23 protein-coding genes and 1 tRNA gene are annotated in these 24,121 nt (G+C 62.7%); 15 read left to right on the plus strand and 9 right to left on the minus strand.

The window, feature by feature from the left end; all coding sequences use genetic code 11:
• Positions 1–4: 4 nt before the first annotated feature.
• From J6524_RS13325 to J6524_RS13335, 3 genes are all read right to left on the minus strand, one after another.
• Positions 5–265 carry an AMP-binding enzyme gene (locus J6524_RS13325; RefSeq protein ID WP_225671137.1) on the minus strand — a complete coding sequence of 87 codons (261 nt, stop codon included), beginning with the start codon at positions 263–265 and terminating at the stop codon, positions 5–7.
• Complete coding sequence (locus J6524_RS37940) at positions 216–821, minus strand: uracil-DNA glycosylase (RefSeq protein WP_225671139.1); 606 nt, start codon at positions 819–821, stop codon at positions 216–218. The genes J6524_RS13325 and J6524_RS37940 overlap by 50 nt, the downstream gene beginning before the upstream one ends.
• Positions 822–991: 170 nt before the next feature.
• Positions 992–1,252: a DUF4167 domain-containing protein gene (locus tag J6524_RS13335; protein ID WP_225671141.1), complete on the minus strand. Its 261-nt coding sequence runs from the start codon at positions 1,250–1,252 to the stop codon at positions 992–994.
• Between the two features lie 1,084 nt (positions 1,253–2,336).
• Here J6524_RS13335 and dinB point away from each other — a divergent pair.
• Complete coding sequence (gene dinB / locus J6524_RS13340; RefSeq protein WP_225671143.1) at positions 2,337–3,584, plus strand: DNA polymerase IV; 1,248 nt, start codon at positions 2,337–2,339, stop codon at positions 3,582–3,584.
• Between the two features lie 59 nt (positions 3,585–3,643).
• On the opposite strand, the gene J6524_RS13345 is transcribed toward dinB, so the two are convergent.
• A tRNA-Met gene (locus J6524_RS13345) sits at positions 3,644–3,720 on the minus strand.
• A gap of 329 nt (positions 3,721–4,049) precedes the next feature.
• Here J6524_RS13345 and J6524_RS13350 point away from each other — a divergent pair.
• The 3 genes from J6524_RS13350 (at position 4,050) to J6524_RS13360 (ending at position 7,692) form a co-directional block, all read left to right on the plus strand.
• A complete protein-coding gene (locus tag J6524_RS13350) occupies positions 4,050–5,657 on the plus strand; it encodes a GMC family oxidoreductase (RefSeq protein WP_225671145.1) in 1,608 nt (535 codons plus the stop codon).
• Between the two features lie 237 nt (positions 5,658–5,894).
• Positions 5,895–6,677: an SDR family oxidoreductase gene (locus J6524_RS13355; RefSeq protein WP_225671147.1), complete on the plus strand. Its 783-nt coding sequence runs from the start codon at positions 5,895–5,897 to the stop codon at positions 6,675–6,677.
• A 10-nt stretch (positions 6,678–6,687) separates the two neighbouring features.
• The gene (locus J6524_RS13360) at positions 6,688–7,692 is read left to right on the plus strand and encodes an NADPH:quinone reductase (RefSeq protein ID WP_225671149.1); all 1,005 of its coding nucleotides are present in this window, start codon (positions 6,688–6,690) and stop codon (positions 7,690–7,692) included.
• Here the strand turns inward: J6524_RS13360 and J6524_RS13365 are convergent.
• A complete protein-coding gene (locus tag J6524_RS13365; RefSeq protein ID WP_225671803.1) occupies positions 7,655–8,110 on the minus strand; it encodes a DUF3775 domain-containing protein in 456 nt (151 codons plus the stop codon). The two genes, J6524_RS13360 and J6524_RS13365, sit on opposite strands and share 38 nt — an antisense overlap.
• Before the next feature lie 115 nt (positions 8,111–8,225).
• Here J6524_RS13365 and J6524_RS13370 point away from each other — a divergent pair, with 115 nt between their 5' ends.
• The 5 genes from J6524_RS13370 (at position 8,226) to J6524_RS13390 (ending at position 12,914) form a co-directional block, all read left to right on the plus strand.
• Complete coding sequence (locus J6524_RS13370; protein WP_225671151.1) at positions 8,226–9,074, plus strand: MBL fold metallo-hydrolase; 849 nt, start codon at positions 8,226–8,228, stop codon at positions 9,072–9,074.
• A gap of 123 nt (positions 9,075–9,197) precedes the next feature.
• Positions 9,198–10,040 (plus strand): fumarylacetoacetate hydrolase family protein, encoded by an 843-nt coding sequence (locus J6524_RS13375; RefSeq protein ID WP_225671153.1) that lies wholly within the window; start codon positions 9,198–9,200, stop codon positions 10,038–10,040.
• Positions 10,041–10,187: 147 nt separating this feature from the next.
• Positions 10,188–10,802: a glutathione S-transferase family protein gene (locus J6524_RS13380; RefSeq protein ID WP_225671155.1), complete on the plus strand. Its 615-nt coding sequence runs from the start codon at positions 10,188–10,190 to the stop codon at positions 10,800–10,802.
• Positions 10,803–10,825: 23 nt separating this feature from the next.
• Entirely contained in the window at positions 10,826–12,013 is a 1,188-nt protein-coding gene (locus J6524_RS13385; protein WP_225671157.1) for a serine hydrolase domain-containing protein, read from the plus strand.
• 31 nt (positions 12,014–12,044) lie between these two features.
• Entirely contained in the window at positions 12,045–12,914 is an 870-nt protein-coding gene (locus J6524_RS13390) for an MBL fold metallo-hydrolase (protein ID WP_225671159.1), read from the plus strand.
• Between the two features lie 526 nt (positions 12,915–13,440).
• On the opposite strand, the gene J6524_RS13400 is transcribed toward J6524_RS13390, so the two are convergent.
• The gene (locus J6524_RS13400) at positions 13,441–13,983 is read right to left on the minus strand and encodes a methylated-DNA--[protein]-cysteine S-methyltransferase (RefSeq protein ID WP_225671161.1); all 543 of its coding nucleotides are present in this window, start codon (positions 13,981–13,983) and stop codon (positions 13,441–13,443) included.
• A gap of 185 nt (positions 13,984–14,168) precedes the next feature.
• Here J6524_RS13400 and J6524_RS13405 point away from each other — a divergent pair, with 185 nt between their 5' ends.
• Both J6524_RS13405 and J6524_RS13410 read left to right on the plus strand, forming a co-directional pair.
• Positions 14,169–14,993, plus strand: coding sequence for an alpha/beta fold hydrolase (locus J6524_RS13405; RefSeq protein WP_225671162.1), 825 nt, complete (start codon positions 14,169–14,171; stop codon positions 14,991–14,993).
• A gap of 5 nt (positions 14,994–14,998) precedes the next feature.
• Entirely contained in the window at positions 14,999–15,823 is an 825-nt protein-coding gene (locus J6524_RS13410) for an alpha/beta fold hydrolase (protein WP_225671164.1), read from the plus strand.
• An 8-nt stretch (positions 15,824–15,831) separates the two neighbouring features.
• Here the strand turns inward: J6524_RS13410 and J6524_RS13415 are convergent, their stop codons facing one another.
• Together J6524_RS13415 and J6524_RS13420 are read right to left on the minus strand one after the other, a co-directional pair.
• Entirely contained in the window at positions 15,832–17,565 is a 1,734-nt protein-coding gene (locus J6524_RS13415) for an adenylate/guanylate cyclase domain-containing protein (protein WP_225671166.1), read from the minus strand.
• Positions 17,566–17,773: 208 nt separating this feature from the next.
• Positions 17,774–18,583 (minus strand): class I SAM-dependent methyltransferase, encoded by an 810-nt coding sequence (locus tag J6524_RS13420; protein WP_225671169.1) that lies wholly within the window; start codon positions 18,581–18,583, stop codon positions 17,774–17,776.
• A 141-nt stretch (positions 18,584–18,724) separates the two neighbouring features.
• Between J6524_RS13420 and J6524_RS13425 the strand changes: the two genes are divergently transcribed.
• From J6524_RS13425 to J6524_RS13440, 4 genes are all read left to right on the plus strand, one after another.
• Positions 18,725–19,399: a GntR family transcriptional regulator gene (locus tag J6524_RS13425; protein ID WP_225671171.1), complete on the plus strand. Its 675-nt coding sequence runs from the start codon at positions 18,725–18,727 to the stop codon at positions 19,397–19,399.
• 148 nt (positions 19,400–19,547) lie between these two features.
• Positions 19,548–20,348: a phytanoyl-CoA dioxygenase family protein gene (locus J6524_RS13430; protein WP_225671173.1), complete on the plus strand. Its 801-nt coding sequence runs from the start codon at positions 19,548–19,550 to the stop codon at positions 20,346–20,348.
• 147 nt (positions 20,349–20,495) lie between these two features.
• Positions 20,496–21,809 (plus strand): NAD(P)H-dependent oxidoreductase, encoded by a 1,314-nt coding sequence (locus J6524_RS13435; RefSeq protein ID WP_225671174.1) that lies wholly within the window; start codon positions 20,496–20,498, stop codon positions 21,807–21,809.
• A 435-nt stretch (positions 21,810–22,244) separates the two neighbouring features.
• Positions 22,245–23,333 (plus strand): TRAP transporter substrate-binding protein, encoded by a 1,089-nt coding sequence (locus J6524_RS13440; protein ID WP_225671175.1) that lies wholly within the window; start codon positions 22,245–22,247, stop codon positions 23,331–23,333.
• A gap of 159 nt (positions 23,334–23,492) precedes the next feature.
• Here J6524_RS13440 and J6524_RS13445 read toward each other — a convergent pair whose 3' ends face one another.
• Positions 23,493–24,101, minus strand: coding sequence for a hypothetical protein (locus J6524_RS13445; protein WP_225671176.1), 609 nt, complete (start codon positions 24,099–24,101; stop codon positions 23,493–23,495).
• Positions 24,102–24,121 lie beyond the last annotated feature (20 nt).

The raw sequence follows: 24,121 nt of genomic DNA on the forward strand, positions 1-24,121 counted from the left end.
CGCTTCAGCCTGCGGCCGCCCCGATCATGCTCTCGTTTGCGATCTCCCGCAGCTTGTGTTTGAGGATCTTGCCGGTCGAGGCCGCGGGCAATGCGTCGAGAATGCGAATTTCGCTCGGCCGCTTGTAGGAAGTCAGGAGCCCGGCCGCATATGATTCGAGCTCGCCGACGCCGATATTCGCGCCCGGCAGAAGCTGGACGAACGCGACCACTTCCTCATTGCCCTCGACGCTGCGCCCGAGAACGCTGCCTGCTTCGAGCGCCATTTGAGGACATTGCCGATGCTTTCCAGGCTCGGCGGAGATCAGCGACCATCTTGCGCCAAGGCTCGCCGTGCGATCCACCGAAGCGGCGGACGTAGGCCGGATGAAACGTGATTTGCAGGGGACGGCCATCAAATTGGAGCTTTGCCTTGCGCGACGCTCGGATCGAAGGCGACGCCCCGAATAGGCGAGCCGCCGTGCTGCCGAGCGCAACGATTACGCGCGGCTTGGAGCGGTGGATGTCCGTCAGTACCGCAGCACCGTAATGATTGATTTCCTCGATAGTTGGAGCGCGATTGCGCAGCTTGAGTTTTCTCGTGTGTTCTATAGGCCGAAATGGAATCGCGTTGGTCAAACGTAGCTGTCTGAGGTCGATCCCAGCCTGCTCGAGCAGTTCGCGTAACGCGCAGCCGGACGGCCCGACAAAAGGCCTGCCCTGCTCAGCTTCTTCGGCACCAGGTGCCTCGCCAACCAAATATAGCCGCGGTTGCCGGAAGCGACCCTCGGGCACGACCCGGCGCCGATCGAGGCGCTTGTTGGCAGTGCTTGTCTCGGCCATCAGTATTGGCCTTTAAGCGACATCGGTGACGGAACGGTCGTCGTGTCGAGAATGCCGCGCGTCACGCCCCCGAGGACGAACTCGCGCGACGGCGAATGGCCGCCCATTGCGTTTGCGACATCGGTCTCATCGGCGCCGCTAAGGTTCGCGATTGTAGAGGGATTGCTCCATCAGCCGCTGTGTCTCAACCGCTGCTTGGGCCGAATTTCCGACTGCGACGAGAGCCGCCCACCGTGCGCCTCATCGTGCATCGACCGCAAATAGTGCTCGGCGTGCTGAAGATAATTTTCCGCTGCAATCAGATCGCCTTTCAGCGCCTCGGCGCGAGCCAACTCTACGTAGCGCTCGTAATTCCTTTGTGCATTGTGGGACTGTCTCGGGAGCCGAGTCCCGACGACTTTGCTTTTCCGTGACCGTGTTCTTCTCGCCATTGTGGTAGCTGCAAGATTGCTCTTCGGCGCAGGGCTGCGGCCTTCAAGGAAGAGCGATGGTGCTTGCGGACTTGACTACTAGGCACCGAGCGACCGATGTCCGCCGCAAGCTCGAATTTGCCGCACTATCGCCGACGACGCGCTCTGGTCCGGGCCGCCTTTTTGGCTGCCGCGGAGCGCTGCGCCGGGCCCTTGGTTTTTGCGGCCTTGCGAGCCGCCGCTGAGCGGGCCGAGGCGGAGCGACGCGAGGCGGCTTGTCGTGCTTGTTTCGACAGCGCTGCGCGTGACGCGGTGCCGCGCGGTTCACGCTTGAGGACCCGCGACACAGCACGTGAAACGCGCGGCCGGCGCCGGGTCTTTCGCTTGCCCTGGCCCGCCTCATACGCGTATTCGGCACTCTTGCGGGTCCTTGCCTTGGCCTTGCCTTTTGCCGGCGGACGGAGCGGAACGCCCGCACGCCTTGCCTTGGACAGGCCGATTGCAATCGCCTGCTGTGGCGATCTCGCCCCATGTTGGCCGCGGCGGACCTTGCGAATCTCCTCATGCACAAACTCGCCCGCCTGGGTGGTTGGCGATTTGCCCGCGCGTTTGGCCCGCTTGGCCTTCTGCACTGTTCTTCGCTCTGGCATGATCGTCTCCAGTTGGTAGTGCCCCCATGAAACGGCTTCGCCAGTGTCTCAAGCCAATAACGTCCGAGCACGGGAATGGTCCCATAGCGCGGCTAGGCGAGTTCCTCACGAGCGCAAATCATGCCCCTGGTCTGGCCGGAAGGAGTCAGATCGGCCAGAGCACCGCGATAGCTTGACGGCGACGAACGGATTCCGACGAAGTACCCTGTCGCCGCCGCTCGAGTGGAAAGAATCGACCCGCGGGCAGCTCGCAGAGACCACCAGAGGTTTGCCGGCAGACACGGCCTTGATCTCTGTCTTGATACAGGAGCTCCATTTAGTTGCAGGAGGCTCGCAACGTCCGATCCCGCGATTGATCGACGTAGCGCATTTTTGACACGGGCAAGCGTCATTGACTTAATGTTCCCCTTTTGTTCTTATCACACGAGTGTCTCTAACCGTCGCGATGAATGGGGATGAACACGGTAGCCACCATCCTCCACGCGGATCTTGATGCCTTCTATGCATCCGTCGAGCAGATGCTCGACCCGTCCCTGCGCGGCAAGCCGATCGCGGTCGGGGGCGGCGTCGTGCTTGCCGCCTCATATGAGGCCAAGGCTTTCGGCGTCAGCGGCGGCATGCCGGGACGACGGGCGCGCGAATTGTGTCCGCAGCTGATCTTTGTCGACGGACATTTCAGGGAGTACCAGCGGCTGGGCAACGCTGCGATTGCTGTGCTCGGTGATTTCACGCCGCTGGTCGAGCGGATTTCCATCGACGAGGCCTTTGCCGACGTTGCAGGCTGCACGCATCTGTTCGGCACGCCCGCCGAGATCGCTGGACACATCCGGCGCCGTGTACGGACCGAGCTCGGCCTGCCCATCTCGATCGGGATCGCGCGCACCAAGCATCTGGCCAAGATCGCCTCGCAAGTGGCCAAGCCAGACGGGCTGGTGGTGATTGATCCCGATCGCGAACTCGACTTCCTCCATGATCTGCCGGTCGAGTTGATGTGGGGCGTCGGCCCGGTCACGCGGGCGCGCCTGGCCGAGATCGATGTCCGCACCATCGGCCAGCTGGCGCAAGTGCCGGGATGGTCGCTCGAGCAGTTGCTCGGTCGCGCAGCAGGAGACAAGCTGGCGCAACTAGCGTGGAATCGCGATCCGCGCGAGATCAAGACGCATCGCCGCGCGCACTCGGCCGGAGCGCAGTCGGCACTCGGCAAGAAGCCTGCTGACGAGAAAGTGTTTCGCCCCGCGCTATTTCATCTCGCCGACCGCGTCGCCACCCGGCTGCGCGCCAGCGTGCGACCGGGACGGACAGTGACGGTGCGCGTTCGCTTCGCTGATCTCAGATCGGTGACTCGCTCCGTCACGCTCGATGCACCGATCTCTGCGACCGCGATCCTGGCCGAGATCGCCGAGGAACTGGTGCGCGGTGTGCTCGCCGATCATGCGCACGAGCGGTTCATCTCGCTGCTGGCGATCTCCGTGTCGCATCTGGAAACCTGCTGGGACCTTCAGCTCGAACTGCCGCTCGCTTTGCCGGACGAAAGGCGCCGGCCCGGCGCCAGACGAGGGATGGCGCGCTGGTCGGCCGACTGCGCGATCGACAATATCCGCGATCGCTACGGCTGGGACGCAGTCGGCTATGGGTCTGTCGCGCTCGGCCTGTCCCGCTCCGTGCCCGACGCGTTTCGCGAATTGGCGGAGAAGGATCTTTGATCAGAACAGCCTGCCGATGAGCGGGGGGCTGTTCCTTGTCGTTGCCGTGGAAGAAGGATTGGTTGCGGGGGCAAGATTTGAACTTGCGACCTTCAGGTTATGAGCCTGACGAGCTACCGGGCTGCTCCACCCCGCGTTAAACCGTTGCAATGCCTTCGAAAAAAACCGGAGCCGGCGTGAATTCGGCCAACGCGTATACGGCGCCGATCGATCCCGTCCGGAGGCTTCCTGAGAAGGCGACCCGGGCAAAGCCATCGGGCGCGAGGGGTATGTATCAACGTCGCCCCGCTTTGGAAAGGGGCAAAGGCCGGCTTTTGCAGATTTTATGACAGCAAAAACGAAGGGTTGCAGCGCCAAAACCGCCCTCTGGAACCGCTCTTGCCAGAAACGCCGCAAAAGCGGAATTTTGCGCCCGAAAGCGCCGCCAGAGCGGCGCACCAGAACATGAAAAGCCGGGGGATACGCGTGACGGACATTTTCGATTTCGTGGTGGTGGGCGGCGGCTCCGGCGGTTGCACGGTGGCGGGGCGGCTGTCGGAGGATCCGAAGACGTCGGTGGCGCTATTGGATGCCGGCGGCCGGAACGACAATTGGGTGGTCACGACGCCGTTCGCGCTCGTGCTGATGGTCGCCGGCAACGTCAACAACTGGGCTTTCAGCACCGTGCCGCAGAAAGGCCTCAACGGCCGCATCGGCTATCAGCCGCGCGGCAAGGGCCTTGGCGGCTCATCCGCGATCAATGCGATGGTCTATATCCGCGGCCACCGCTCCGATTACGATCAATGGGCTTCCCTCGGCAATATCGGCTGGTCGTTCGCCGACGTGCTGCCCTATTTCAAACGCGCCGAAGACAATGCCGATTTCGACGGCGAGTATCACGGCAAAGGCGGCCCACTCGCTGTCAACAAGTCGCGCACCGGCAATCCGGTGCAGCAGATTTTTCTGCAGGCGGCGCAGGAAGCGCAATTCCGCCTGCGCGAGGACTTCAATTGTGACGAGCACGAAGGGCTCGGCATCTATCAGCTGACGCAGCGGAACGGCGAACGGTGCAGCGCCGCGCGCGCCTATATCCACCCGCATATGCGTAGTCGCACCAACCTGCGCGTCGAGACCCATGCCCATGCCACCCGAATCCTGTTCGACGGCAAGCGCGCGGTCGGCGTCGAATACCGGCAAGGCAAGCAGCTCAAGCAGATTCGCGCCCGGCGCGAGGTAATCTTGTCCGCCGGCGCGTTCCAGACGCCGCAGCTGTTGATGCTCTCAGGCGTCGGCGACGGCGCCGAGCTCGGCAAGCACGGCATCAGGACCGTGCATCATTCGCCCGGCGTCGGGCAGAACCTGCAGGATCATCCCGATTTCGTGTTCGGCTACATGTCGGACAATCCCCACTTCAACGGCATTTCGCTGAAAGCCATGCCGCGCCTCTTGCGGGCGATCCGCCAGTATCGCCGCGAACGCAGGGGACCAATGACCTCGAATTTCGCTGAATGCGGCGGGTTCCTGAAGACGCGGCCCGATCTCGACATTCCCGACATCCAACTCCATTTCGGCATGGCGCTGGCGGATGACCACGGCCGCAAGCGCCATCGTGGCACCGGCTTTAGCTGCCACGTCTGCCTGCTGCGGCCGAAGAGCCGCGGCAGCGTCTCGCTGCTCAGCGCAGATCCGCATGCCCCGCCCCTGATCGATCCGAACTTCTTCGGCGAGGAAGAGGATCTCGAGACCATGGTTGCGGGATTCAAGACGACGCGGCGGCTGATGGAGACGCCGGCGCTGCGCGCGTTGCAGAAGAAAGAGATGTTCACGGAGGGCGTGCATAGCGACGAGGATATCCGCAACCTGCTGCGCGCAGGTGTCGACACCGTCTATCACCCGGTCGGCACCGCGAAGATGGGCGTCAACGATCGGCTCGCGGTAGTCGATCCGAAGCTCAAGGTGTATGGGGTTGAAGGGCTGCGCGTGGTCGACGCCTCGATCATGCCGACGCTGATCGGCGGCAACACCAATGCGCCGACGATCATGATCGGGGAGAAGGCCGCTGATATGATAAGAGCGGAGATGCGGGCGGGTTGATTTGGCGCTCTCTCGTCCGTCATTGCGAGCGTAGCGAAGCAACCCATCGATCCGTTATACCGTGATATGGATTGCTTTGCTTCGCTTCGCTCGCAATGACGGGGGATGGAACGGAATGCATTTGACATCCGACTATGCATTATCACAGCCTCCGCGGCCTTATCAGCCACATCCGTCTTGGCTAGAGTGGCTGCATCGGACTAGAACAAAACCACAGGACATAACGGGAGAAAAATAGTGGATCTTGGGATCAAAGGCCGCCGCGCCATCGTCTGTGCATCGAGCAAGGGCCTGGGGCGCGCCTGCGCCATCGCGCTGGCCAATGAAGGCGTGCATGTCACGCTGACCGCGCGCGGCGCGGAGGCGCTGAAGAAGACGGCGGACGAAATCCGCAAAGCCAATCCTGGCGTCACCGTCACCGAGATCGTCGGCGACATCACCACGCCCGCCGGCCGCGAAGCCGTGCTGAAGGCCTGTCCTGAGCCTGACATCCTGATCAACAATGCCGGCGGTCCGCCGCCCGGCGATTTCCGCAACTGGACCCGCGACGACTGGATCAAGGCGATCGACGCTAACATGCTGACCCCGATCGAGCTGATCAAGGCGACAGTGGACGGCATGATGGCACGGAAGTTCGGCCGCATCGTCAACATCACCTCCGCCGCGGTGAAGGCGCCGATTGACATTCTGGGGCTTTCGAACGGCGCGCGCGCCGGCCTCACCGGCTTCATCGCGGGGCTGTCGCGCAAGACCGTCATCAACAACGTAACCATCAACGGCCTGTTGCCGGGGCCGTTCGTCACCGATCGCCTGACCGGCACCGCCAAGCCGGAAGCCGAGAAGCGCGGCATCAGTGTGGACCAGGTGCTGGCTGAGCGCGCCAAGCTCAATCCGTCCGGCCGCTTCGGCGATCCAGAGGAATTCGGCCTGGCCTGCGCCTTCCTGTGCGGCGCCAAGGCCGGTTTCATCACCGGCCAGAACATCCTCCTCGACGGCGGCGCTTTCCCGGGCACGCTATAAGGGGCGCGGGATGAAGGCGGTCTGGTACGAGCGAACGGGGCCAGCGGCCGAAGTTCTGGTCTATGGCGAGATGCCGACGCCGGTGGCCGGCCCGGGCGAGGTGCGCGTGCGGCTGGAGGCGTCCGGCGTCAATCCCGCCGATGTCGGCCGCCGCGGCGGCGGCTACCGGCCGATGGAGTATCCACGCGTCATTCCAAACAGCGACGGCGCCGGCATCATCGATCAGGTCGGCGACGGCGTCACGCGCTTGAAGCTCGGCCAGCGCGCCTGGCTGTTCAACGGCCAGCACAACGGCCGCGCCTTCGGCACCGCTGCCGAGCATATCGCGCTCGCTGAACATCTGGTGACGCCGCTGCCGGACAATCTGTCGTTTGCCGAAGGCGCAACGCTCGGCATTCCAGCGATGACGGCGTGGTGCTGTCTTTATTGCGATGGGCCGATCGTCGGACAGACGGTGCTCGTCACCGGCGGCGCCGGCGCGGTCGGGCACTACGCGGTGCAGCTCGCCAAATGGGGCGGCGCCAAGGTGATCGCGACCGTCAGCTCAGCCGCCAAGGCCGAGCAAGCGCGATTGGCCGGCGCCGATCTCGTCGTCAACTACAAGACGGAGGATGTTGTCGCCAAGGCGATGGCCTTTACCGGGCAGCGCGGTGTCGACCGTGTCATCGATGTCGATTTCGGCGGCAATATCGAGATCACGTTGAAACTGATGGGCATGAATTCGACGATCGCGCTCTACGCCACCAATGGCAACCGCACGCCGGTCGTGCCTGCGCGCGAGCTGATGGAAAAATGCATCGCGATACGCGCGCTCGTGCTGTTCGCGCTGCCGCGTCCGCTATTGGCAGCGGCGCAGGCGGATATCACGAAGTGGCTGGCGGCGGGCCGACGCATTCACAATGTGGCTGGACAGTTCGCGCTGTCCGACACCGCGCAGGCGCATCTCGCCGTGGAGAAAGGCGACAAGCTCGGCACCATCATCGTGGATTGCGCTCGTCTTCGTCCCGCTGGCTGACGCTGGAGGAATCCGCGGTCGTTCGCTCTTCACCCCAGGTGAGGCCGAACTCGTCGAGGCCCTGCGCCAGAAAATCTCCCAATAGCGGTTCGCCCAGGAGATAACGCGCAGTGCGGCGTTCTCGCTGGCCAGCGGCTTCCGCTCGCAAGTCTTCCCATTCGTCGATCGAGGCGTCGCCACGGCCGAGCCGCATCAAGGCGACGAGGTCAACGCGCTCGTCCTCCGAGAGCGCGTTGATGAAGCCGGCGAGCTCACGGAAGACGGGGTCCTGCCCGTTGTCCTGCAGCACATCGATCATATCGTCATCGGCGGCATTCGACCCGGAATCCGGATCGGAGATCGCTTCCTTCACGTCGAATTGCCGGGCCTTTTCAATCAAAAACCCGACCTTTTCCGTGGAAATCCCGAGTTCCGGCATCACGCGCTCCTGGTCTGATGTCCCGATAACGTTCCATCGCGTCATCCGATCCATTGCGCCGGCCTGCGGAAACCCGCATCTTCGCGGCCAAGAAACATCAACAAAGGATGCGCCAATGCACTGGACCGTGGGCAGGGTCAAGATCACTGAGATCGTCGAACTCGAAACTGTCGGCAGCACCCGCTTCATCCTGCCGCTCGCGACCAACGAGGAAATCCAGAAGCTGCCCTGGCTCATTCCCCACTTTGCGACCGCGGAAGGCCGGCTGAAAATGTCGATCCATTCGCTCGTCGTCGAAACGCCCTCGCGGAGAATCATCGTCGATACTGGATTGGGCAACGATAAGCAGGGCCGCAACGTGCCGACCTGGAACAACCGCAAGGATCCGTTCCTCGACAAGTTGACAGCAGCAGGCTTTCCGCCCGAAAGCATCGACACCGTGCTGTGCACGCATCTCCATGTCGACCATGTCGGATGGAACACAAAACTCGTCGACGGCAAATGGGCGCCGACATTTGCCAACGCGCGATACGTGTTCGGCAGAAGGGAATTCGAGTACTGGCGCGACCACAGCGATGCGCCGGACAAGCGCGCGGTGTTCAGCGATTCCGTGCAGCCGATCGCGGATGCCGGCAAGGCCGACCTCGTCGCCAGCGACGAAAGGCTGACGGACGAAATCACGCTGATCCCAACACCCGGCCACAGCCCCGGCCATATGAGCGTCCATATCAAGTCGGGCGGCGAAGAAGTCCTGCTCGCGGGGGACGCTGCCCATCACCCCTGCCAGATGGCCCATCTCGACTGGTCATCGACGGCGGATTCCGATGCCAGGCAATCGGCCGAGACCCGCCGCGAGCTGTTTTCGCGCTTTGCCGACACGCCGACGCTGGTGATCGGCGGGCACTTCAGCGCCGGGCACATCAGGCGTGACGGCGACGCCTTCCGGTTCGTTCCGCTGGGGTGATGTTGGGCGCCCGCGCACACCCTACCTTGCGCTTTCGGCAGTTGAATTTCCTGGCCCGCTGCTCCATGAAACGTGCCGAGGTATACCACCAATAAGTCTGATAACCCCGCAGGGAGTAACCAAATGAAGCTTGTTCGTTACGGCGCCAAGGGTGCGGAAAAGCCCGGCCTGATCGATAAATCCGGCCAGTTGCGCGATCTTTCGGCGCACGTAAGGGATCTCGACGGCGAGGCCTATTCGCCGGCCTCCTTGGCCAAGCTGGCGGCGCTGGATACCTCCAAGCTTCCCGCCGTCGAGGGCAAGCAGCGGTTCGGCGCGCCGGTCACCGGCATCTCGAAATTCGTCGCGATCGGCCTGAACTACAGCGACCACGCCAAGGAGACCGGATCGCCGATCCCGACCGAGCCGATCTTCTTCATCAAGGCAAACACCTCGCTGTCAGGCCCGAACGATGCCGTCGAAAAGCCCCGCGGCTCAACCAAGCTTGACTGGGAAGTCGAGATCGCCGCCATCATCGGAACCCGCGCCAAGTATGTCTCGGAAGCTGACGCGTTGAACCACGTCGCCGGCTATTGCGTCTGCAACGACGTCTCCGAGCGCAATTTTCAGCAGGAGCGCGGCGGCCAGTGGACCAAGGGCAAGTCGCACGACACGTTCGGCCCGCTAGGCCCGTGGCTGGTGACCAAGGATGAAATCCCTGACGTGCAGAAGCTCGACATGTGGCTCGATGTCAACGGCCAGCGCCGCCAAACCGGCAACACCTCGACCATGATCTTCTCGATGGCGAAGTGCGTTTCCTATGTCTCGCAGTTCATGACGCTGCTGCCCGGCGATATCATCACCACCGGCACCCCGCCCGGCGTCGGCCTCGGCATGAAGCCGCCGACCTTCCTCAATGTCGGCGACATCGTCACGCTCGGCATCGAAGGGCTGGGCGAGCAGCGCCAGGAAATCATCGCGGCTTAGGCCGGCGCACGCACCAACCGCGTCATTGCGAGGAGCGATAGCGACGAAGCAATCCATCCTTCCCCACGCTCGGAGGCAATGGATTGCTTCGCTTCGCTCGCAATGACGGAGGACCCAACTGCGCATCGCCTATCAGGGGCTCCTTCCATGAAACTCACCTTCTCCCCCGCCTCGCCATTCGCCCGCAAGGTTCGCATCGCCGCGATCGAGACCGGCCTGATCGACAAGATCGAGCTCACGCCTGCAACCGTCGCGCCGGCCCAGCCGAACGAGGAGTATTCCAAGATCACGCCGCTGAAGAAACTGCCGGTGCTGATCCTCGACAATGGCGAGGTCATTCTCGATTCTTACGTCATCGTCGAATATCTCGACGAGCTTGCCGGCGGCGGCAAGCTGATCCCGACCTCCGGTCCCGAGCGATGGAGGGTGAAGAGCGATCATTCGCTGCTGCAGGGCATGCTGGATTCCATGTTGCTGTGTCGCTATGAGGGCATGGTACGGCCGGAGCCGCTGCGATGGAAGGCGTGGTCGGACGATCACTGGAGCCGGGCCTGGGCCGGCATGGCGCGGTTCGAGAACAAGCCCGAGGTTTTGTCAGGACCCTTCAATATCGTGCAGATCGGCCTTACTTGCGTGCTCGGCTATGCCGATTTCCGCTTTGCCGATTGCGGCTGGCGCAAGGCCTTTCCGAAGCTCGATGCTTTCCATCAGAAGATGATGGAGCGGCCGTCGGTGAAAATCTCGGTACCGCCGCCGGCGTAACTGACAATCATGGAGGCGGCAGCATGCGCGAGGGTGGCAGACAATTGCGGCGCCTCGGCCTGGCTGCCGCTGTCGTGTTCGCGGCATCCGCTGCCGCCGCGCAGACCCATCAATTCTCCACCGACCAGCGCAATCTCGCCTGCGGCAGTCCGGCCGCCATCGGCGACGGCTGGTCCACCGCGACACCGGAAAGCGTCGGCCTTGACGGTGAGCGCCTGTGCGGCATCGCCGGCCGGCTGGCCGCCACCAACGCCAACGTTCATGGCGTGGTTATCGTCCGCCGCGGCACGCTCGTGTTCGAGCAGTATTTTCCGGGATACGACGAGCCTTGGGGAATGGGCGGCGGGCGGCACGAATTCGATGCCCAGACCAAGCACGACATGCGGTCGGTTTCGAAGAGCGTGATCTCTCTTCTGGTCGGCATCGCAATCGATCGCGAGTTGATCAAGAGCGCCGACGAGCCAGTGGTCAAATTTTTCCCGGATTATGCGGCGGTGAAATCGCCGGGTTGGGACAGCATCACGCTGCGCCATCTCCTGACCATGTCCTCGGGCATTCAATGGGACGAAAACCGCGCCTGGAAAGACCCTGAGAACGACGAACCGCGTCTCGGCAGCGAAGCCGATCCCTATCGTTATGTGTTATCGAAGCCGATCACGGCGCCGCCGGACACGGTGTGGAATTACAACGGCGGCGGAACGGACCTGCTCGGCAATATCATCGAGCGCGTGTCAGGCAAATCGCTGGAGGAATTCGCGCGCGAGGCGCTGTTCACGCCGCTTGGCATTTCCGACTGGGAATGGATGAAGTACCGCAATGAGCATGTCGCCTCGGGCGTGGGCCTTCGGCTGCGCCCGCGCGATGCCGCCAAGATCGGTCAGCTCGTGCTCAACAAGGGCGTATGGGCCGACAAGCAGATTGTCTCGGCCAAATGGATCGAGCAATCGGTCGCGCCGCGCTTTCAGGCGATCGGCTATTTTGGCGGCCTGTTCTACTACGGACAGCAATGGTGGATGGGCCGCACACTATCCGGCGATAAGGACGTGAAATGGATTGCTGCCATGGGCCTGGGCGGTCAGCGCCTCTTCATCGTCCCCGAGCTCGATCTTGTAGTGATGACCACGTCTGGTCTCTATGGCAGCGGACGCCAGGGCCAGGCGGCGCTAGACATCCTCGCTAATTTCATCATTCCCTCGATCAGGGACAAATAACGACGCGCGCCAAATCCAGCCGGGACAAAACATGAGCCTGAAATTCACAGTCGGCGACCTCACCATTCACCGCATCATCGAGCAGGAGACCACCTTCCTGCCGGCGCTGGAGCTGCTGCCCGGCCTGACGCCGGAGGTTCTCGCAGAGAACCGCGCATGGATGCAAAAGGCCGGCGCGCTCGATGACAAGGATGTGCTGATCCTGTGCTTCCAGTCGTATGTGGTGAAGACGCCGCATCACACGATCCTGATCGATAGCTGCATTGGCAATGACAAGCCACGGCCGCAGCGGCCGAAATGGAACATGAAGACCGACGACACCTATATGCGCGGCCTTGCTGCCGCCGGCTTTTCCGTCGACGACATCGACTACGTCATGTGCACGCATCTGCATGTCGACCATGTCGGCTGGAACACGCGGCTCGACAATGGGCGGTGGGTGCCGACCTTCGCCAAGGCCCGTTACGTCTTCGACAAGACAGAGTTCGACTACTGGGCCGAAACGCATGCGAAAACGCCGGTGCCGCCGTTTGGCGACAGCGTGCTGCCGATTGTCGAGGCGAAACAGGCCGAGATCGTGCGAAGCAACTTTTCGATTGGCGATCACACCCGCATCCTGCCGACCCCGGGACATACGCCGGGCCACGCCGCCTTCACCTTCGGCCGCGGCAAGGATGACGCCGTGTTCTCCGGCGACCTGATGCATTCGCCGCTGCAGACGCATTATCCGGAACTATCGATGAAGTTCGACGTCGATCAGGCGCAGGCGGCAAAGACGCGGCGCGGCTTCCTGGAGCGTTACTGCGACACCGATACGCTGTGCTGCACCGCGCATTTCCCCTCCCCTTCGGTCGGAAAGATCCGGCGCAAGGGAAGCGGCTTCTCCTGCGAGGCGATATGAACTCGTCCACTTTCGAGACGCTATCGGTAGAGCCGGTCGATGAACATGTGGCGATCATCAGGCTCAATCGGCCGGAGGCTTCCAACGCGCTCAACACCCAGATGGGGCGCGACCTCGTCCGCTATTCGAGGATACCGCGCTCGATCCACAACTGTCGCTGCGCGATGGCCTCGCGCTCGAGATCGAGGCCTGTAATCGCATGGTGCCGACGGAAGATCGCCGCGAGGGCGTGCTGGCCTTCAACGAGAAGCGCACGCCCAGGTTCAAGGGCAGGTAAGGCATGATGAAATTAAAGAAGGTGCGCTCTCCTCTCCCGCTTGCGGGGGAGGCATAGGCGGCCCACGGCCGCCGTTCTTTAGTAGAACGCCGATTTGGCGCATCGGCTATGGGTGGGGGTGTCTCCGCGGGCGACACTACCCGAGTGGAGAGAGCCCCCACCCGGCGCTTCGCGCCGACCTCCCCCGCAAGCGGGAGAGGTAAAGCCGCGTCTGCGCCAAACCAAACAATCGTCATGCTCTAACGCCGATCAATCGAACAGGCTCGGCGTGTGGTTCACTAGCGCGCCTTCGATCGCCAGCATCTTGAGCTTCGTCACCACGCCGCCATTGGCGGAGAAGCCGCCGGGTTTGTTGCCTGCCGCCAGCACGCGGTGACACGGCACCACGATCGGACAGGGGTTGCGGCCCAGCGCCTGGCCGACGTCGCGCGACAGCTCGACGCCGCCGAGTTTCTTGGCGATGTCGCCATAGGTCATGGTCTTGCCCGGCGGAATGGTGCGCGCGATGTCGTAGACGCCGCGGTTGAATTCCGGAACGCCGTCGAGGTCGAGCACGACATCGGTGAGATCGTTCGGCTTGCCTTCAAGCAATTCGACCATGCCGTCGATTGCAGCCTGCACGTTCGCAGGCGGCTCCGCCTCGATCAGGTCGCCATGGCGCTGCTGCAGGCGGGTGCGGGTCTTCTTCTCGTCGCCCATCGGCAATTGCACCGAGGTAATGCCACGCTCGCCCCATACGACGCCGCAGCGGCCGATCGCGGTATCGAATATCGCAAAATGGTGCCCGGTCATGGCTGGCTCCATCGTCTCCTGTTCAATGCCACTCAGCTTCCTTCTTGTTCCAAATCTAGGCTTGGAGATTATTGCTATCCACCCGAATCCCGGGGGAACTTGACGGCATGAACAACTTCCGCTGATCTGGGGCTCCTGCCGACGCCATTCAATGGCGCTCCTTTTCAATCCACGACGAGACCGCCATGCAAACCATAAGCGTCAACGGCTATGACATGGCCTATCTCGATATCGGCCGGAGCGCCGATGGCAGTCCGCCGCTGGTCTGCATACACGGCTCGCTTTGCGATTTCCGAATCTGGTCTTCGGTGCTGGGGCCGCTGACGCGCCGCCACCGCGTGATCGCCCCCTCGCTACGGCACTTCTTCCCCGAGCACTGGGACGGCGTCGGCGACACCTATTCGATCGCGCAACATGTCGAGGACGTGATCGGTTTTATCGAGAAGCTGGATGCGAAGCCTGTCGACCTGATGGGCCATTCCCGTGGCGGCCACATCTGCTTTCGCGTCGCGCAGCGGCGGCCGGACTTGTTGCGCAAGCTGATCCTGGCCGAGCCCGGCGGTGAGCTCGACGCGACCCTCGATCCCGCCTACAAGCCCGGTCCCTCACCGCTGGCCGGCATGATTGCGGCTTCCGCCGAGGCAATCGCCAAAGGCGATATCGACGGCGGCCTGCAGATCTTCCTGGATGCGCTGGAAGGTCCCGGCGCCTGGAAGCGCCTTCCTGCAACACCGAAGCAATTGCTGCGCGACAATGCGACGACCCTGATCGGCCAGATGCGCGACCAGCGTCCACCGTTCTCCAAGGCGGATGCCGAGGCCATTAAGACACCGACGCTGTTCATCGGCGGAGCCAACACCAAGGGCACGCTGCCAAAGGTGCTGAAGGCCCTGGCGTCCAACGTACGGGGATCGCGCACCGAGATGATCCCGGGCACCACGCACCCGATGTTCGAACAAGCGCCGCAGAAATATTGCGAGATTGTACTGTCCTATCTCGCGGAGGACTGATCGCGATGGAGACCCTGAACGTCAACGGCTACGACATCGCCTATCTCGACGTCGGCCAGAGCACTGGCAACCGCCCGCCGCTGGTCCTCGTCCACGGCACCCTCGGCGATTTCCGTACCTGGAACGCGGTGCTCGGACCACTATCAAAACGACATCGCGTGATCGCGTTGAGCCTGCGGCGGTTCTTTCCCGAGCATTGGGACGGCATCGGAAATGATTACCTGATGTCGCAGCACGTCGAGGATGTCATCGGCTTTATCGAAAAGCTGAATGCCGGCCCGGTCGATCTGATCGGCCATTCCCGCGGCGGCCATATTGGCTTCCGCGTGGCGCAGGCGCGGCCCGATCTGTTGCGCAAGCTGGTGCTTGCCGAACCGGGCGGCGATCTCGAGCCGGCACTGCAGCCGCTTACACCGCCGCCTGGCCCGGTGCCGCTGGGTCCACGCATCCCGCTCGCGGCCGAGATGGTGCAGAACGGCGACATCGACGGTGCGCTCGCGCTGTTCGTCGACGGGATCGACGGCGAAGGCTCATGGGCAAAGTGGTCCGCCGCACCGCGGCAGCAACTGCGCGACAACATCCAGACGCTGCTCGGCCAGGTCGGCGAAAACCGCAAGCCGTTCTTGAAACGTGAAGCGGAGTCGATCAAGACACCGACGCTGTTGATCGGCGGCGGCGACACCAAGGGCGCGCTGGCGGTGAACTGGCGGGTGCTGGCCGAACATATTCCTGGCGCAAGAACCGCGATCATCCCGGGCACGCGCCACTGGATGTTCGAACAGGCGCCGCAGGAGTTTTGCGAAATCGTGCTGGAATTTCTCGCGGCGTAAACGCGTCCCTACTTCTGATCGAGCCGCCACGCACCATCCCAATCGGCGGGCGGCGGATTGGCCTTAAAATTCTCGACGCGCTCAGCCAGCGCCTTCGACGGACCATCGCCGGGTACAGCTTCAAGCGCCGCCTGAAACGCCCGGCGCGCGTCATCCCAGCGGCGGGTCCGATAGGCCGCAAGGCCTTCGGCATAGCGCGCCAGCAGTACGAGCTGCTTCTCGGTCAACTCGCCAGCGCGGCCGATAATTTCGAACACTCTCTCGGAATGCGTCTGGCCGGCGACGACCACACGATCGACCTCGCGCGATTCAATCGCATCGCCGGCCGCGATGATTGTCGTCTCCGAAGCCAATGAATGACTGCCGTAGATCTTGTTGGCGTTCTCCAGGCGCGACGCCAGATTCACCGCGTCTCCCATCACCGTGTAACTCATCATGAATTCCGAGCCGATGCTGCCGACCAGCACCTCGCCGGTCGCGATGCCGATGCGCACCTCACAATCGCTCGGCACGGTGCGCACGCCGATCAGTTCGGGTAGCTCGGTGCGCAGCGCCGTGCCGCGGTCCGCCATTTCGACGGCGGCAAGGCAGGCAAGGCGCGCCTGTTCGCCATGCTCGGTGAAGGGAGGGCCCCAATAGGCCATGATCGCATCGCCGATATATTTGTCGATGATGCCGCGATGGCTGCGGATCGGTCCCGACATCGTCGAGAGATAGTGGTTCATCACCTTGACGAGGCCCTGCGGCGTCATGCCTTCGCTGAGACTGGTGAATCCCTTCATATCGCAGAACAGCACCGTCATCACCCGACGCTCGCCGCTGCCGGCGGCCAGCGATTTCGGATCGATCAGCCCTTCCACGACGCGGGGATCGACATAGCGGCCGAACGTCTCGCGCAGGCGCTCCTTGTGGCGCAATTGCTCAACCATGTTGTTGAAAGCGGTCGTAAGCTGGCCGATCTCATCGCGCGTGGTGACATCGATCGACCCGTCAAGCCGGCCGGCCTCGACGGCGCGGGTGCCCTCGAGCAGCCGCCGCACCGGCCGGATAATGCCGGTGCTCACGAACAACGAAAACAAAAGCCCGGCGACCGATGCCAGCACCGTCAGGATCACGGAGATCACGATGGCCGTTTGCTGATCGCGCATCGTTACCTTGGCATCGGCGCGGACCTGCCCCAGCATGTCGCTGCGAATTTCCTCGACTTTGCGGTTAAAGTCGTCGCGAAGCTCATCGGTGCGGGCGAGGCTGGCTCTGGCGTCCGAGAAATTACGCGCTTCGAGCAGCGACACCAGCCGCCTATATTCTTCACCGAGATAGCGACCGAGATCGCTGGTGACGTTCTCGATCCGGTTATCGATCCGGCCGAGCCGCGCGTTATCGGATTCGGTGGATGTATCGTCGATGATCGCGTTGATCAGGGCTCGCGCGGCCTTCGCTTCCTGCTCGATCTCCCGCGCCATGGCTTCATAGGCCTTCTGCCGCTCGACAAAGCCAGCCTCATCGGGCGGCATTTGCATCTTGGCGATCACCATTCGACGCAGCGCCAGCGCCTGCTCCAGCGAGCGGATATTCATTCGCGCCAGATGCCCGTAGGCCTCGACATATCTGGAGCTGAGCTCGTCGAGCTGATGCGCGACCTTTCGCGTCATCACCGTCGACAAGGCCGAAGTGATCGCCATCAGAAAGATCAGGCCCAGCGCGATGCCAAGGATGCGCTTGCGGATGGTCGGTCGCAGCATGGACTCGTATTCTGGAGCTATGGACATGATCGGGAAACGGGATGAAGTAACAAGCGCGAAAGCCCGGCCGATCCGGCCGATCTTGTTTGTTTAGCGCGCGCCGGTGAATTAAGCACGATCCCGCGCGCTAAAATTGAGCCTAGTCTGGGATGAGGTCAGCCATGGGGTCCCGTCGCGCTTGCCGCATCCGTGATAGCTCAGCCGGTATTCATCTCCTTGCTGCAGAGAACACGATCGCCTGGATGGGCATGCGGCCGGGATCGCCGAATTCCCGGCGGTATTCCCGCTCCAGGGCATCAACCACACGCTCAGGGTCGACGCCGCCCCGCGCCCGGATCTGATCGATCAGCGGATTACCAAAAACCGCCGATCGCGCGAAGCGGGCGACGTCAGGCAGCTCTCGCTCGTGCCTGATCACGGCAATCTCGAGATCACCGAAGCCCGCCGCAATCAGAAGCTCCTTGACCGGGTCGATCTGATGGCAGGAGAACGGCACGCTGTAAAATTGCGGCGGATCGCTCGGGAAGAAGCGCGCCGCGACCTCATGCGCGATGCGGCCAAACGAATTGTAGCGATGTGAATCCCAGACGCTCAGCAGATAGCGTCCGCCCGGGACAAGAACGCGACAGGCTTCGGCAAAGGATCTTTCCTTCTCGGGAAAGAACATCAGGCCGAATTGGCAGACGACGGCCTCGAAGCTTCGATCGGCAAACGGAAGCGCCATTGCATCAGCAGGCTCGAAGCTGACCTGCTCGCCCAGCCGGAATTTTGAGCGCGCGAGATCGAGCATCGGCGGATTGAGATCGGTCGCCGTCAACTGCGCGCCATCGGGCAAGACGTCTCGCAATTGCCGGGTGACGATGCCGGTGCCGGCCGCGGTCTCTAACACCCGCATCGGATGGCTGGCGGCTGTGCGTCTTGCAATATCGGCGGCGTAGCCGGCGAAGATGATCGGGCCGAGGCCCTGATCGTAATGTTGCGGGATATCGCCAGTGAAGCCGGCTGCGTCGCTGGTCATGGCAAACCTCCGGTCGCGCCCCGGGGAGGAGCATATCCCCGGCCACCTGCCGCGCCACCCCTGACCCGCCGGCTTGACGAGGACCGCGTCAGGCGATAGTCTCTGAATTCGGAATTCCGTATTCCAAGCTGGATGGACGGCATGATCCCCCTGGATCCGCTCCCCAACCTGATCGATCAGGTCTACGCCCGGATCCTCGAGGCGATTACCGATCGCACGCTGCCGCCCGGGCATCGCATCCGGCAGAACGAACTTGCGGAAAAGCTTGGCGTATCGCGGCAGCCCGTGTCCCACGCGCTGCATTTGCTGCACCGGCAGGGGCTCGTCGCCGAAAGCGGCCGCCGCGGCTTTGAGGTCACCCGGCTTGACCCCGAGCGCATCCGCCAACTCTACGAAGTGCGTGGCGCCATCGACGCGCTGGCAGCAAAGCTTGCGGCCGGACGCGCCAGGACTGATGCCAAAGCACGCGCGCAGCTCGAGGCGGCGCTGCGCGAGGGGCGAGCCATCAACAAGGACACACCGCTTTCGCGGCTGATCGCGCTCGACGTCGATTTTCACAGCGCGATCTACCGGCTCGCGGGCAATCCGGCGATCGAGGAGATGATCACGCCGCAATGGCCGCATATGCGCCGATCGATGGCGACCGTGCTCGCCGAACTCGATTACCGCGAACGCGCGTGGGCCGAGCACGAAAAGATCGCTGCCGAGATTCTCGCCGGCAATGCAAAGGCAGCGGAAGCCGCGGCGCTCGCGCATGCGCAGACGGCGGGACGGATGACTGAGGAGAGACTGAGGGCGACTGACGTGGCCGCTTAACCAACTGCACGTCCTCATGCTGAGGAGCCGCGAAGCGGCGTCTGGAAGGATGGGCCGCGGACAAGATGGGAGCATCTGGTTCGAGACGGCGCTAATCGCGCCACCTCACCACGAGGAGATAGAAACAAAAACCACCGGAGAGAACGCCATGAAACTGACGCCAGAGCAGATCGAGTTCTTCAATCGCGAAGGCTGGCTGTTCCTGCCCGAACTGTTCAGCCAGGAGGAAGTGGATTATCTCGCACGCGAAGCGGTCAGCATCTATGACGCCAACCGTCCCGAGGTGTGGCGCGAGAAGAGTGGCGCGCCGCGCACCGCGTTTGCCGCGCATCTCTATAACGAAGCCTTCCGCGTTCTCGGCGCCCATCCGCGCATGATCGAACCGATCGAGCAGATCTTCGGCGAGAAGGTCTACATGCACCAGTTCAAGATCAACGCCAAAGCCGCGTTCACCGGCGACGTCTGGCAATGGCATCAGGATTACGGCACCTGGAAGCGCGATGACGGCATGCCGCAGCCGCGCGCCATGAATATCGCAATCTTCCTCGACGAGGTGATGCCGATCAACGGGCCGCTGATGCTGGTGCCGAAGAGCCAGCATGCCGGCGACCTCAAGGCTTCGCATGACCTGGAAACCACTTCGTATCCACTGTGGACGCTGGATGAGGAGACCGTCACGCGGCTCGTCAAGGAAGGCGGCATCGTTGCGCCCACCGGAAAGGCCGGCGGCATGCTGATGTTCCACGGCAATCTGGTGCATGGATCGAGCGGCAACATCACGCCCTACCCGCGCAAGATCGTCTATCTGACGCTGAACGCGGTCTCGAACTACATCCGCACGCCGACCCGGCCGGACTACATCGCGCATCGCGATTTCACGCCGATCCAGACAGTGGAGGATGATGCACTGTTGCGGCTCGCGCGTGCGCATCGCCAGGCGGCGGAATAAAGCTCTCGTGCCCCGGACATAGCGCAGCGCGGAGCGGTGCGCTACAGAGCCGGGGCCTTCGTCCAGGCCTCTCCATGGGTCCCGGCTCTGCGGAGCAGCATTGCGCGCTGCACCGCGTCCGGGACACGACAGCTCGGATCACTTGCCATGAACCTTCACCGTCTTCTCTCTGCCCGTCATGCGGCCGGCAAGCCAGTTCGCGTTGCGCTGATCGGCGCCGGCAAATTCGGCTCGATGTTCTTGTCGCAGGTGCCGCACACGCCGGGGCTCGAAGTATCGGTCATCATCGACATCGACCGCGATCGCGCCCGCGAGGCGTGCCGTACCGTCGGCTGGGACCGGGAGCGGATCGCGCGAACGACGTTCACTGATGATGGCGTGGGCGCGATTGCGGGAAGTGCGGTGGATGTCGTCGTGGAAGCTACCGGCAATCCCGCCGTCGGCATCAGGCATGCCCGCGCAGCGATTGCGGCGGGCAAGCATGTCGTCATGGTCAATGTCGAGGCCGACGTGCTGGCCGGTCCGCTCTTGGCGGATGAAGCACGCAAGGCCGGCGTCGTTTACTCGCTGGCCTATGGCGACCAGCCGGCGCTCACTGCCGAGATGGTGGACTGGGCGCGCGCGACCGGCTTCCGCGTCGTCGCCGCCGGCAAGGGCACGAAGTACCTGCCCGCCTATCACGACGTGACGCCGGATGGGGTGTGGAGCCATTACGGACTGACGGCCGGCGAAGCGCAATCGGCCGGCATGAACCCGCAGATGTTCAACTCGTTTCTCGACGGCACCAAGTCCGCGATCGAGATGGCGGCAATCGCCAATGCAACCGGGCTCGACGTGCCGTCAGATGGATTGCTGTTTCCGCCCTGTGGCGTCGATGATCTCCCGCATGTGATGCGGCCGCGCGATAAGGGCGGCGTGCTGGAGAAAGCTGGCCTCGCGGAGGTTGTCTCCTCGCTCGAACGCGACGGCCGTCCTGTGTTCAGGGATCTGCGCTGGGGCGTCTATGTCGTGCTTGAAGCGCCGAATGATTACGCCGCCGATTGCTTCAGGCAATATGGCCTGAAGACCGACGCCTCGGGCCGATATGCGGCGATGTACAAGCCATATCATCTGATTGGGCTCGAGCTGAACATCTCGATCCTGTCGGCGGCGCTACGCAACGAGCCGACCGGGCAGCCGCATGATTTTCGCGGTGACGTCGTTGCGGTCGCCAAGCGTCATCTGCGCGCTGGCGAAATGCTCGACGGCGAAGGCGGCTACACGGTGTGGGGCAAGCTGATGCCGGCAACAACGAGCCTCGCCGCCGGCGCGCTGCCGATCGGACTTGCGCATCGCGTCAAGTTGAAGAACGACATCGTCCATGGCGCGGTGGTGCGCTGGAGCGATGTCGAGATCGACGCCAACAGCGACACGATCAAGACGCGCCGGGCGATGGAAGCGGCTTTCTCCGCAGAACGATAGTCGCGCGATGTCGGCGATCAGGGTGCGGCTATAAATCTGATCGCCCTACACGTGCATTCAGATAGACAGCGATCTCGCTGAGCGCGCTCATGCGGCGGAAATACTGCAATGCGGCATTTCCGATCCGCTTGCCGCCGAATGCAACGCATCGCTGTTCATCTTGGTCGTTCGTTGCATGAATTAACTCAATCGCCCGATATTCAGGCAGCTCTTCGCCCTGCGGCAGAACCAGAACGCTTGATTATCAATCACTGATTCGTCATCCTGCCCAACAGGTCCATAAGCCGGGAAATTGATTGCATTGAAAAACCAAGAGCCTTGGTTTCAGGGCCGACATTCCTAAACAACAGCCCAGCACCGTCCATCGGAAAACAGACAAGACGACACGAGATCGTTGTCCCTTGGTCGGCCTCGGCGATAACAGAGGGGAGACAAATGAAACGTCGTGATTTCTTGAAGGCGGGCGGCGTCGGACTTGCCGCGAGTGCGGTCGCCGCGCCAGCGATTGCGCAATCCAGTCCTGAGATAAAGTGGCGGTATACGGCAAGCTGGCCGAAGGCACTCGATACGCTCTATGGCGGCTGCGAATATTTCGCCAAGCGCGTCGCCGAAATCACCGACAACAAATTCCAGATCCAACCATTCGCAGCCGGTGAAATCGTGCCCGGCCTGCAGGTGCTCGACGCCGTCTCCAACGGCACCGTCGAGATGGGTAACACCGCGCTCTATTACTACTGGGGCAAGAACCCGGCCTTCACTTTCGGCACATCGCTGCCGTTCGGCCTCAACACACGCTCGCATATTTCCTGGCTGCGCTTCGGCGGCGGCATGGACATGCTCAACGACCTCTTGAAGGAGTATGGCTGCATCGGCCAGCCGACCGGCTCCACCGGCGCCCAGATGGGCGGCTGGTTCCGGAAAGAGATCAAGTCGATGGATGATTTCCGAGGCTTGAAATTCCGCGTCGGCGGTTTCGCGGGCACCATCATCGCCAAGGTCGGCGGCGTGCCGCAGCAGATCGCGGGCGGCGACATCTATCCGGCGCTTGAAAAAGGCACCATCGATGCGGCCGAGTGGGTCGGCCCCTACGACGACGAGAAGCTCGGCTTCGTGAAGGTCGCGAAGTACTACTATTATCCGGGTTGGTGGGAGGGCACCGGCCAGGGCCATAACATCATGAACCTCGAGAAGTTCAACGCCCTGCCGAAGCACTATCAGGCCGCGATCGAGACCGCGTCCTACGATACGTTCACCTGGGTCACCGGCAAATACGACTACGTCAATCCGCCGGCGCTGAAGCGGCTGCTCGCGGCCGGCGCAATCCTGCGGCCGTTCCCGCAGGAAGTTCTGGAAGCCTGCTACAATGCCGCCAACGGCATCTACGCAGATCTCGCCAAGAACAATCCGCACTTCAACAAGATGTACACGAGCCTGTCGGCGTTCCGTAACGAATCGCTGGCGTGGAATCAGGTCGCTGAACTGAGCTACGACAGCTTCATGATGCGGATGCGCACCCGCACCTGAGGCGGGCAAGGCGCTCGACGACAAAAAAGCCCCGGAGATTTCTCCGGGGCTTCTTCGTTTGACGAACAGCTCTCTATTTTTGGCGCGTTTTCTTCACGCGAACCGGCGTCGACCCTCGCATCACGTCCGAGGGCATGCTTCGCTCGAAAACGCTTTGGATTATTCTTCACCCTCGCCGAGCGCTTCGGCGAGCTTGTCGTAGTACTTCGCGACGAGATCAATGTTGGCCTTGTTCTCGATCGCCGGCGGCGGCGATTTCAGCGCCTCCTTTAGGTCGGCGAGCACCTCCTTCTTGTCCTTGGCCGACATCTTCTTGTCAGCCTGGACCTGCGCGATCTGCGCCTTGAGGACCGCCTCGGCGCCGACGAACTTCTTGGTTGCGGGATCGAAGCCGCCGAGCACCAGGCTGATGTTGTCGATGACGGTGTTGTATTCGTCATAGCTGGCAAAGCCGTTCTTCTTGGCGACGGCGTCGAGTTGCGCATCGATCTTCGGATCCGGCTTGGCGTTGTCAGGGATCTTGTCGGTGATCGCGTCGACGTCCTTCTGCGCCGCGAGCACGCCCTCGATCTGCTTTTCGGTCAGCGCGATTTGCTTGATTTGGGGGACTTCGGCCGCCGGCGGCGGCGCGGCCTGAGCCGGCGCGGACTGCTTCGGAGGCGCCTGCTTGGCCTGCGCCAGCACCTCGCCGCTGAAAATGGCCGACAATGCGAACGCGAGACAGGCAGCGCTCAAGGCGCAGGCGGCGGGACGAAAGATCTCACGCATGGGTAGGCTCCTTGGGAATT

Source organism: Bradyrhizobium hereditatis, assembly GCF_020329435.1.
In the GTDB taxonomy this organism is placed as follows: Bacteria; Pseudomonadota; Alphaproteobacteria; order Rhizobiales; family Xanthobacteraceae; genus Bradyrhizobium; species Bradyrhizobium hereditatis.

Excerpts from the sequence above, each read along its gene's own strand:
- J6524_RS13325 (WP_225671137.1), bottom strand. The coding sequence starts at position 265 with ATGGCGCTCGAAGCAGGCAGCGTTCTCGGGCGCAGCGTCGAGGGCAAT.
- J6524_RS37940 (WP_225671139.1), bottom strand. The coding sequence starts at position 821 with ATGGCCGAGACAAGCACTGCCAACAAGCGCCTCGATCGGCGCCGGGTC.
- J6524_RS13335 (WP_225671141.1), bottom strand. The coding sequence starts at position 1,252 with ATGGCGAGAAGAACACGGTCACGGAAAAGCAAAGTCGTCGGGACTCGG.
- dinB (WP_225671143.1), top strand. The coding sequence starts at position 2,337 with ATGAACACGGTAGCCACCATCCTCCACGCGGATCTTGATGCCTTCTAT.
- J6524_RS13360 (WP_225671149.1), top strand. The coding sequence starts at position 6,688 with ATGAAGGCGGTCTGGTACGAGCGAACGGGGCCAGCGGCCGAAGTTCTG.
- J6524_RS13365 (WP_225671803.1), bottom strand. The coding sequence starts at position 8,110 with ATGCCGGAACTCGGGATTTCCACGGAAAAGGTCGGGTTTTTGATTGAA.
- J6524_RS13370 (WP_225671151.1), top strand. The coding sequence starts at position 8,226 with ATGCACTGGACCGTGGGCAGGGTCAAGATCACTGAGATCGTCGAACTC.
- J6524_RS13375 (WP_225671153.1), top strand. The coding sequence starts at position 9,198 with ATGAAGCTTGTTCGTTACGGCGCCAAGGGTGCGGAAAAGCCCGGCCTG.
- J6524_RS13380 (WP_225671155.1), top strand. The coding sequence starts at position 10,188 with ATGAAACTCACCTTCTCCCCCGCCTCGCCATTCGCCCGCAAGGTTCGC.
- J6524_RS13385 (WP_225671157.1), top strand. The coding sequence starts at position 10,826 with ATGCGCGAGGGTGGCAGACAATTGCGGCGCCTCGGCCTGGCTGCCGCT.
- J6524_RS13390 (WP_225671159.1), top strand. The coding sequence starts at position 12,045 with ATGAGCCTGAAATTCACAGTCGGCGACCTCACCATTCACCGCATCATC.
- J6524_RS13400 (WP_225671161.1), bottom strand. The coding sequence starts at position 13,983 with ATGACCGGGCACCATTTTGCGATATTCGATACCGCGATCGGCCGCTGC.
- J6524_RS13405 (WP_225671162.1), top strand. The coding sequence starts at position 14,169 with ATGCAAACCATAAGCGTCAACGGCTATGACATGGCCTATCTCGATATC.
- J6524_RS13410 (WP_225671164.1), top strand. The coding sequence starts at position 14,999 with ATGGAGACCCTGAACGTCAACGGCTACGACATCGCCTATCTCGACGTC.
- J6524_RS13415 (WP_225671166.1), bottom strand. The coding sequence starts at position 17,565 with ATGCTGCGACCGACCATCCGCAAGCGCATCCTTGGCATCGCGCTGGGC.
- J6524_RS13420 (WP_225671169.1), bottom strand. The coding sequence starts at position 18,583 with ATGACCAGCGACGCAGCCGGCTTCACTGGCGATATCCCGCAACATTAC.
- J6524_RS13425 (WP_225671171.1), top strand. The coding sequence starts at position 18,725 with ATGATCCCCCTGGATCCGCTCCCCAACCTGATCGATCAGGTCTACGCC.
- J6524_RS13430 (WP_225671173.1), top strand. The coding sequence starts at position 19,548 with ATGAAACTGACGCCAGAGCAGATCGAGTTCTTCAATCGCGAAGGCTGG.
- J6524_RS13435 (WP_225671174.1), top strand. The coding sequence starts at position 20,496 with ATGAACCTTCACCGTCTTCTCTCTGCCCGTCATGCGGCCGGCAAGCCA.
- J6524_RS13440 (WP_225671175.1), top strand. The coding sequence starts at position 22,245 with ATGAAACGTCGTGATTTCTTGAAGGCGGGCGGCGTCGGACTTGCCGCG.
- J6524_RS13445 (WP_225671176.1), bottom strand. The coding sequence starts at position 24,101 with ATGCGTGAGATCTTTCGTCCCGCCGCCTGCGCCTTGAGCGCTGCCTGT.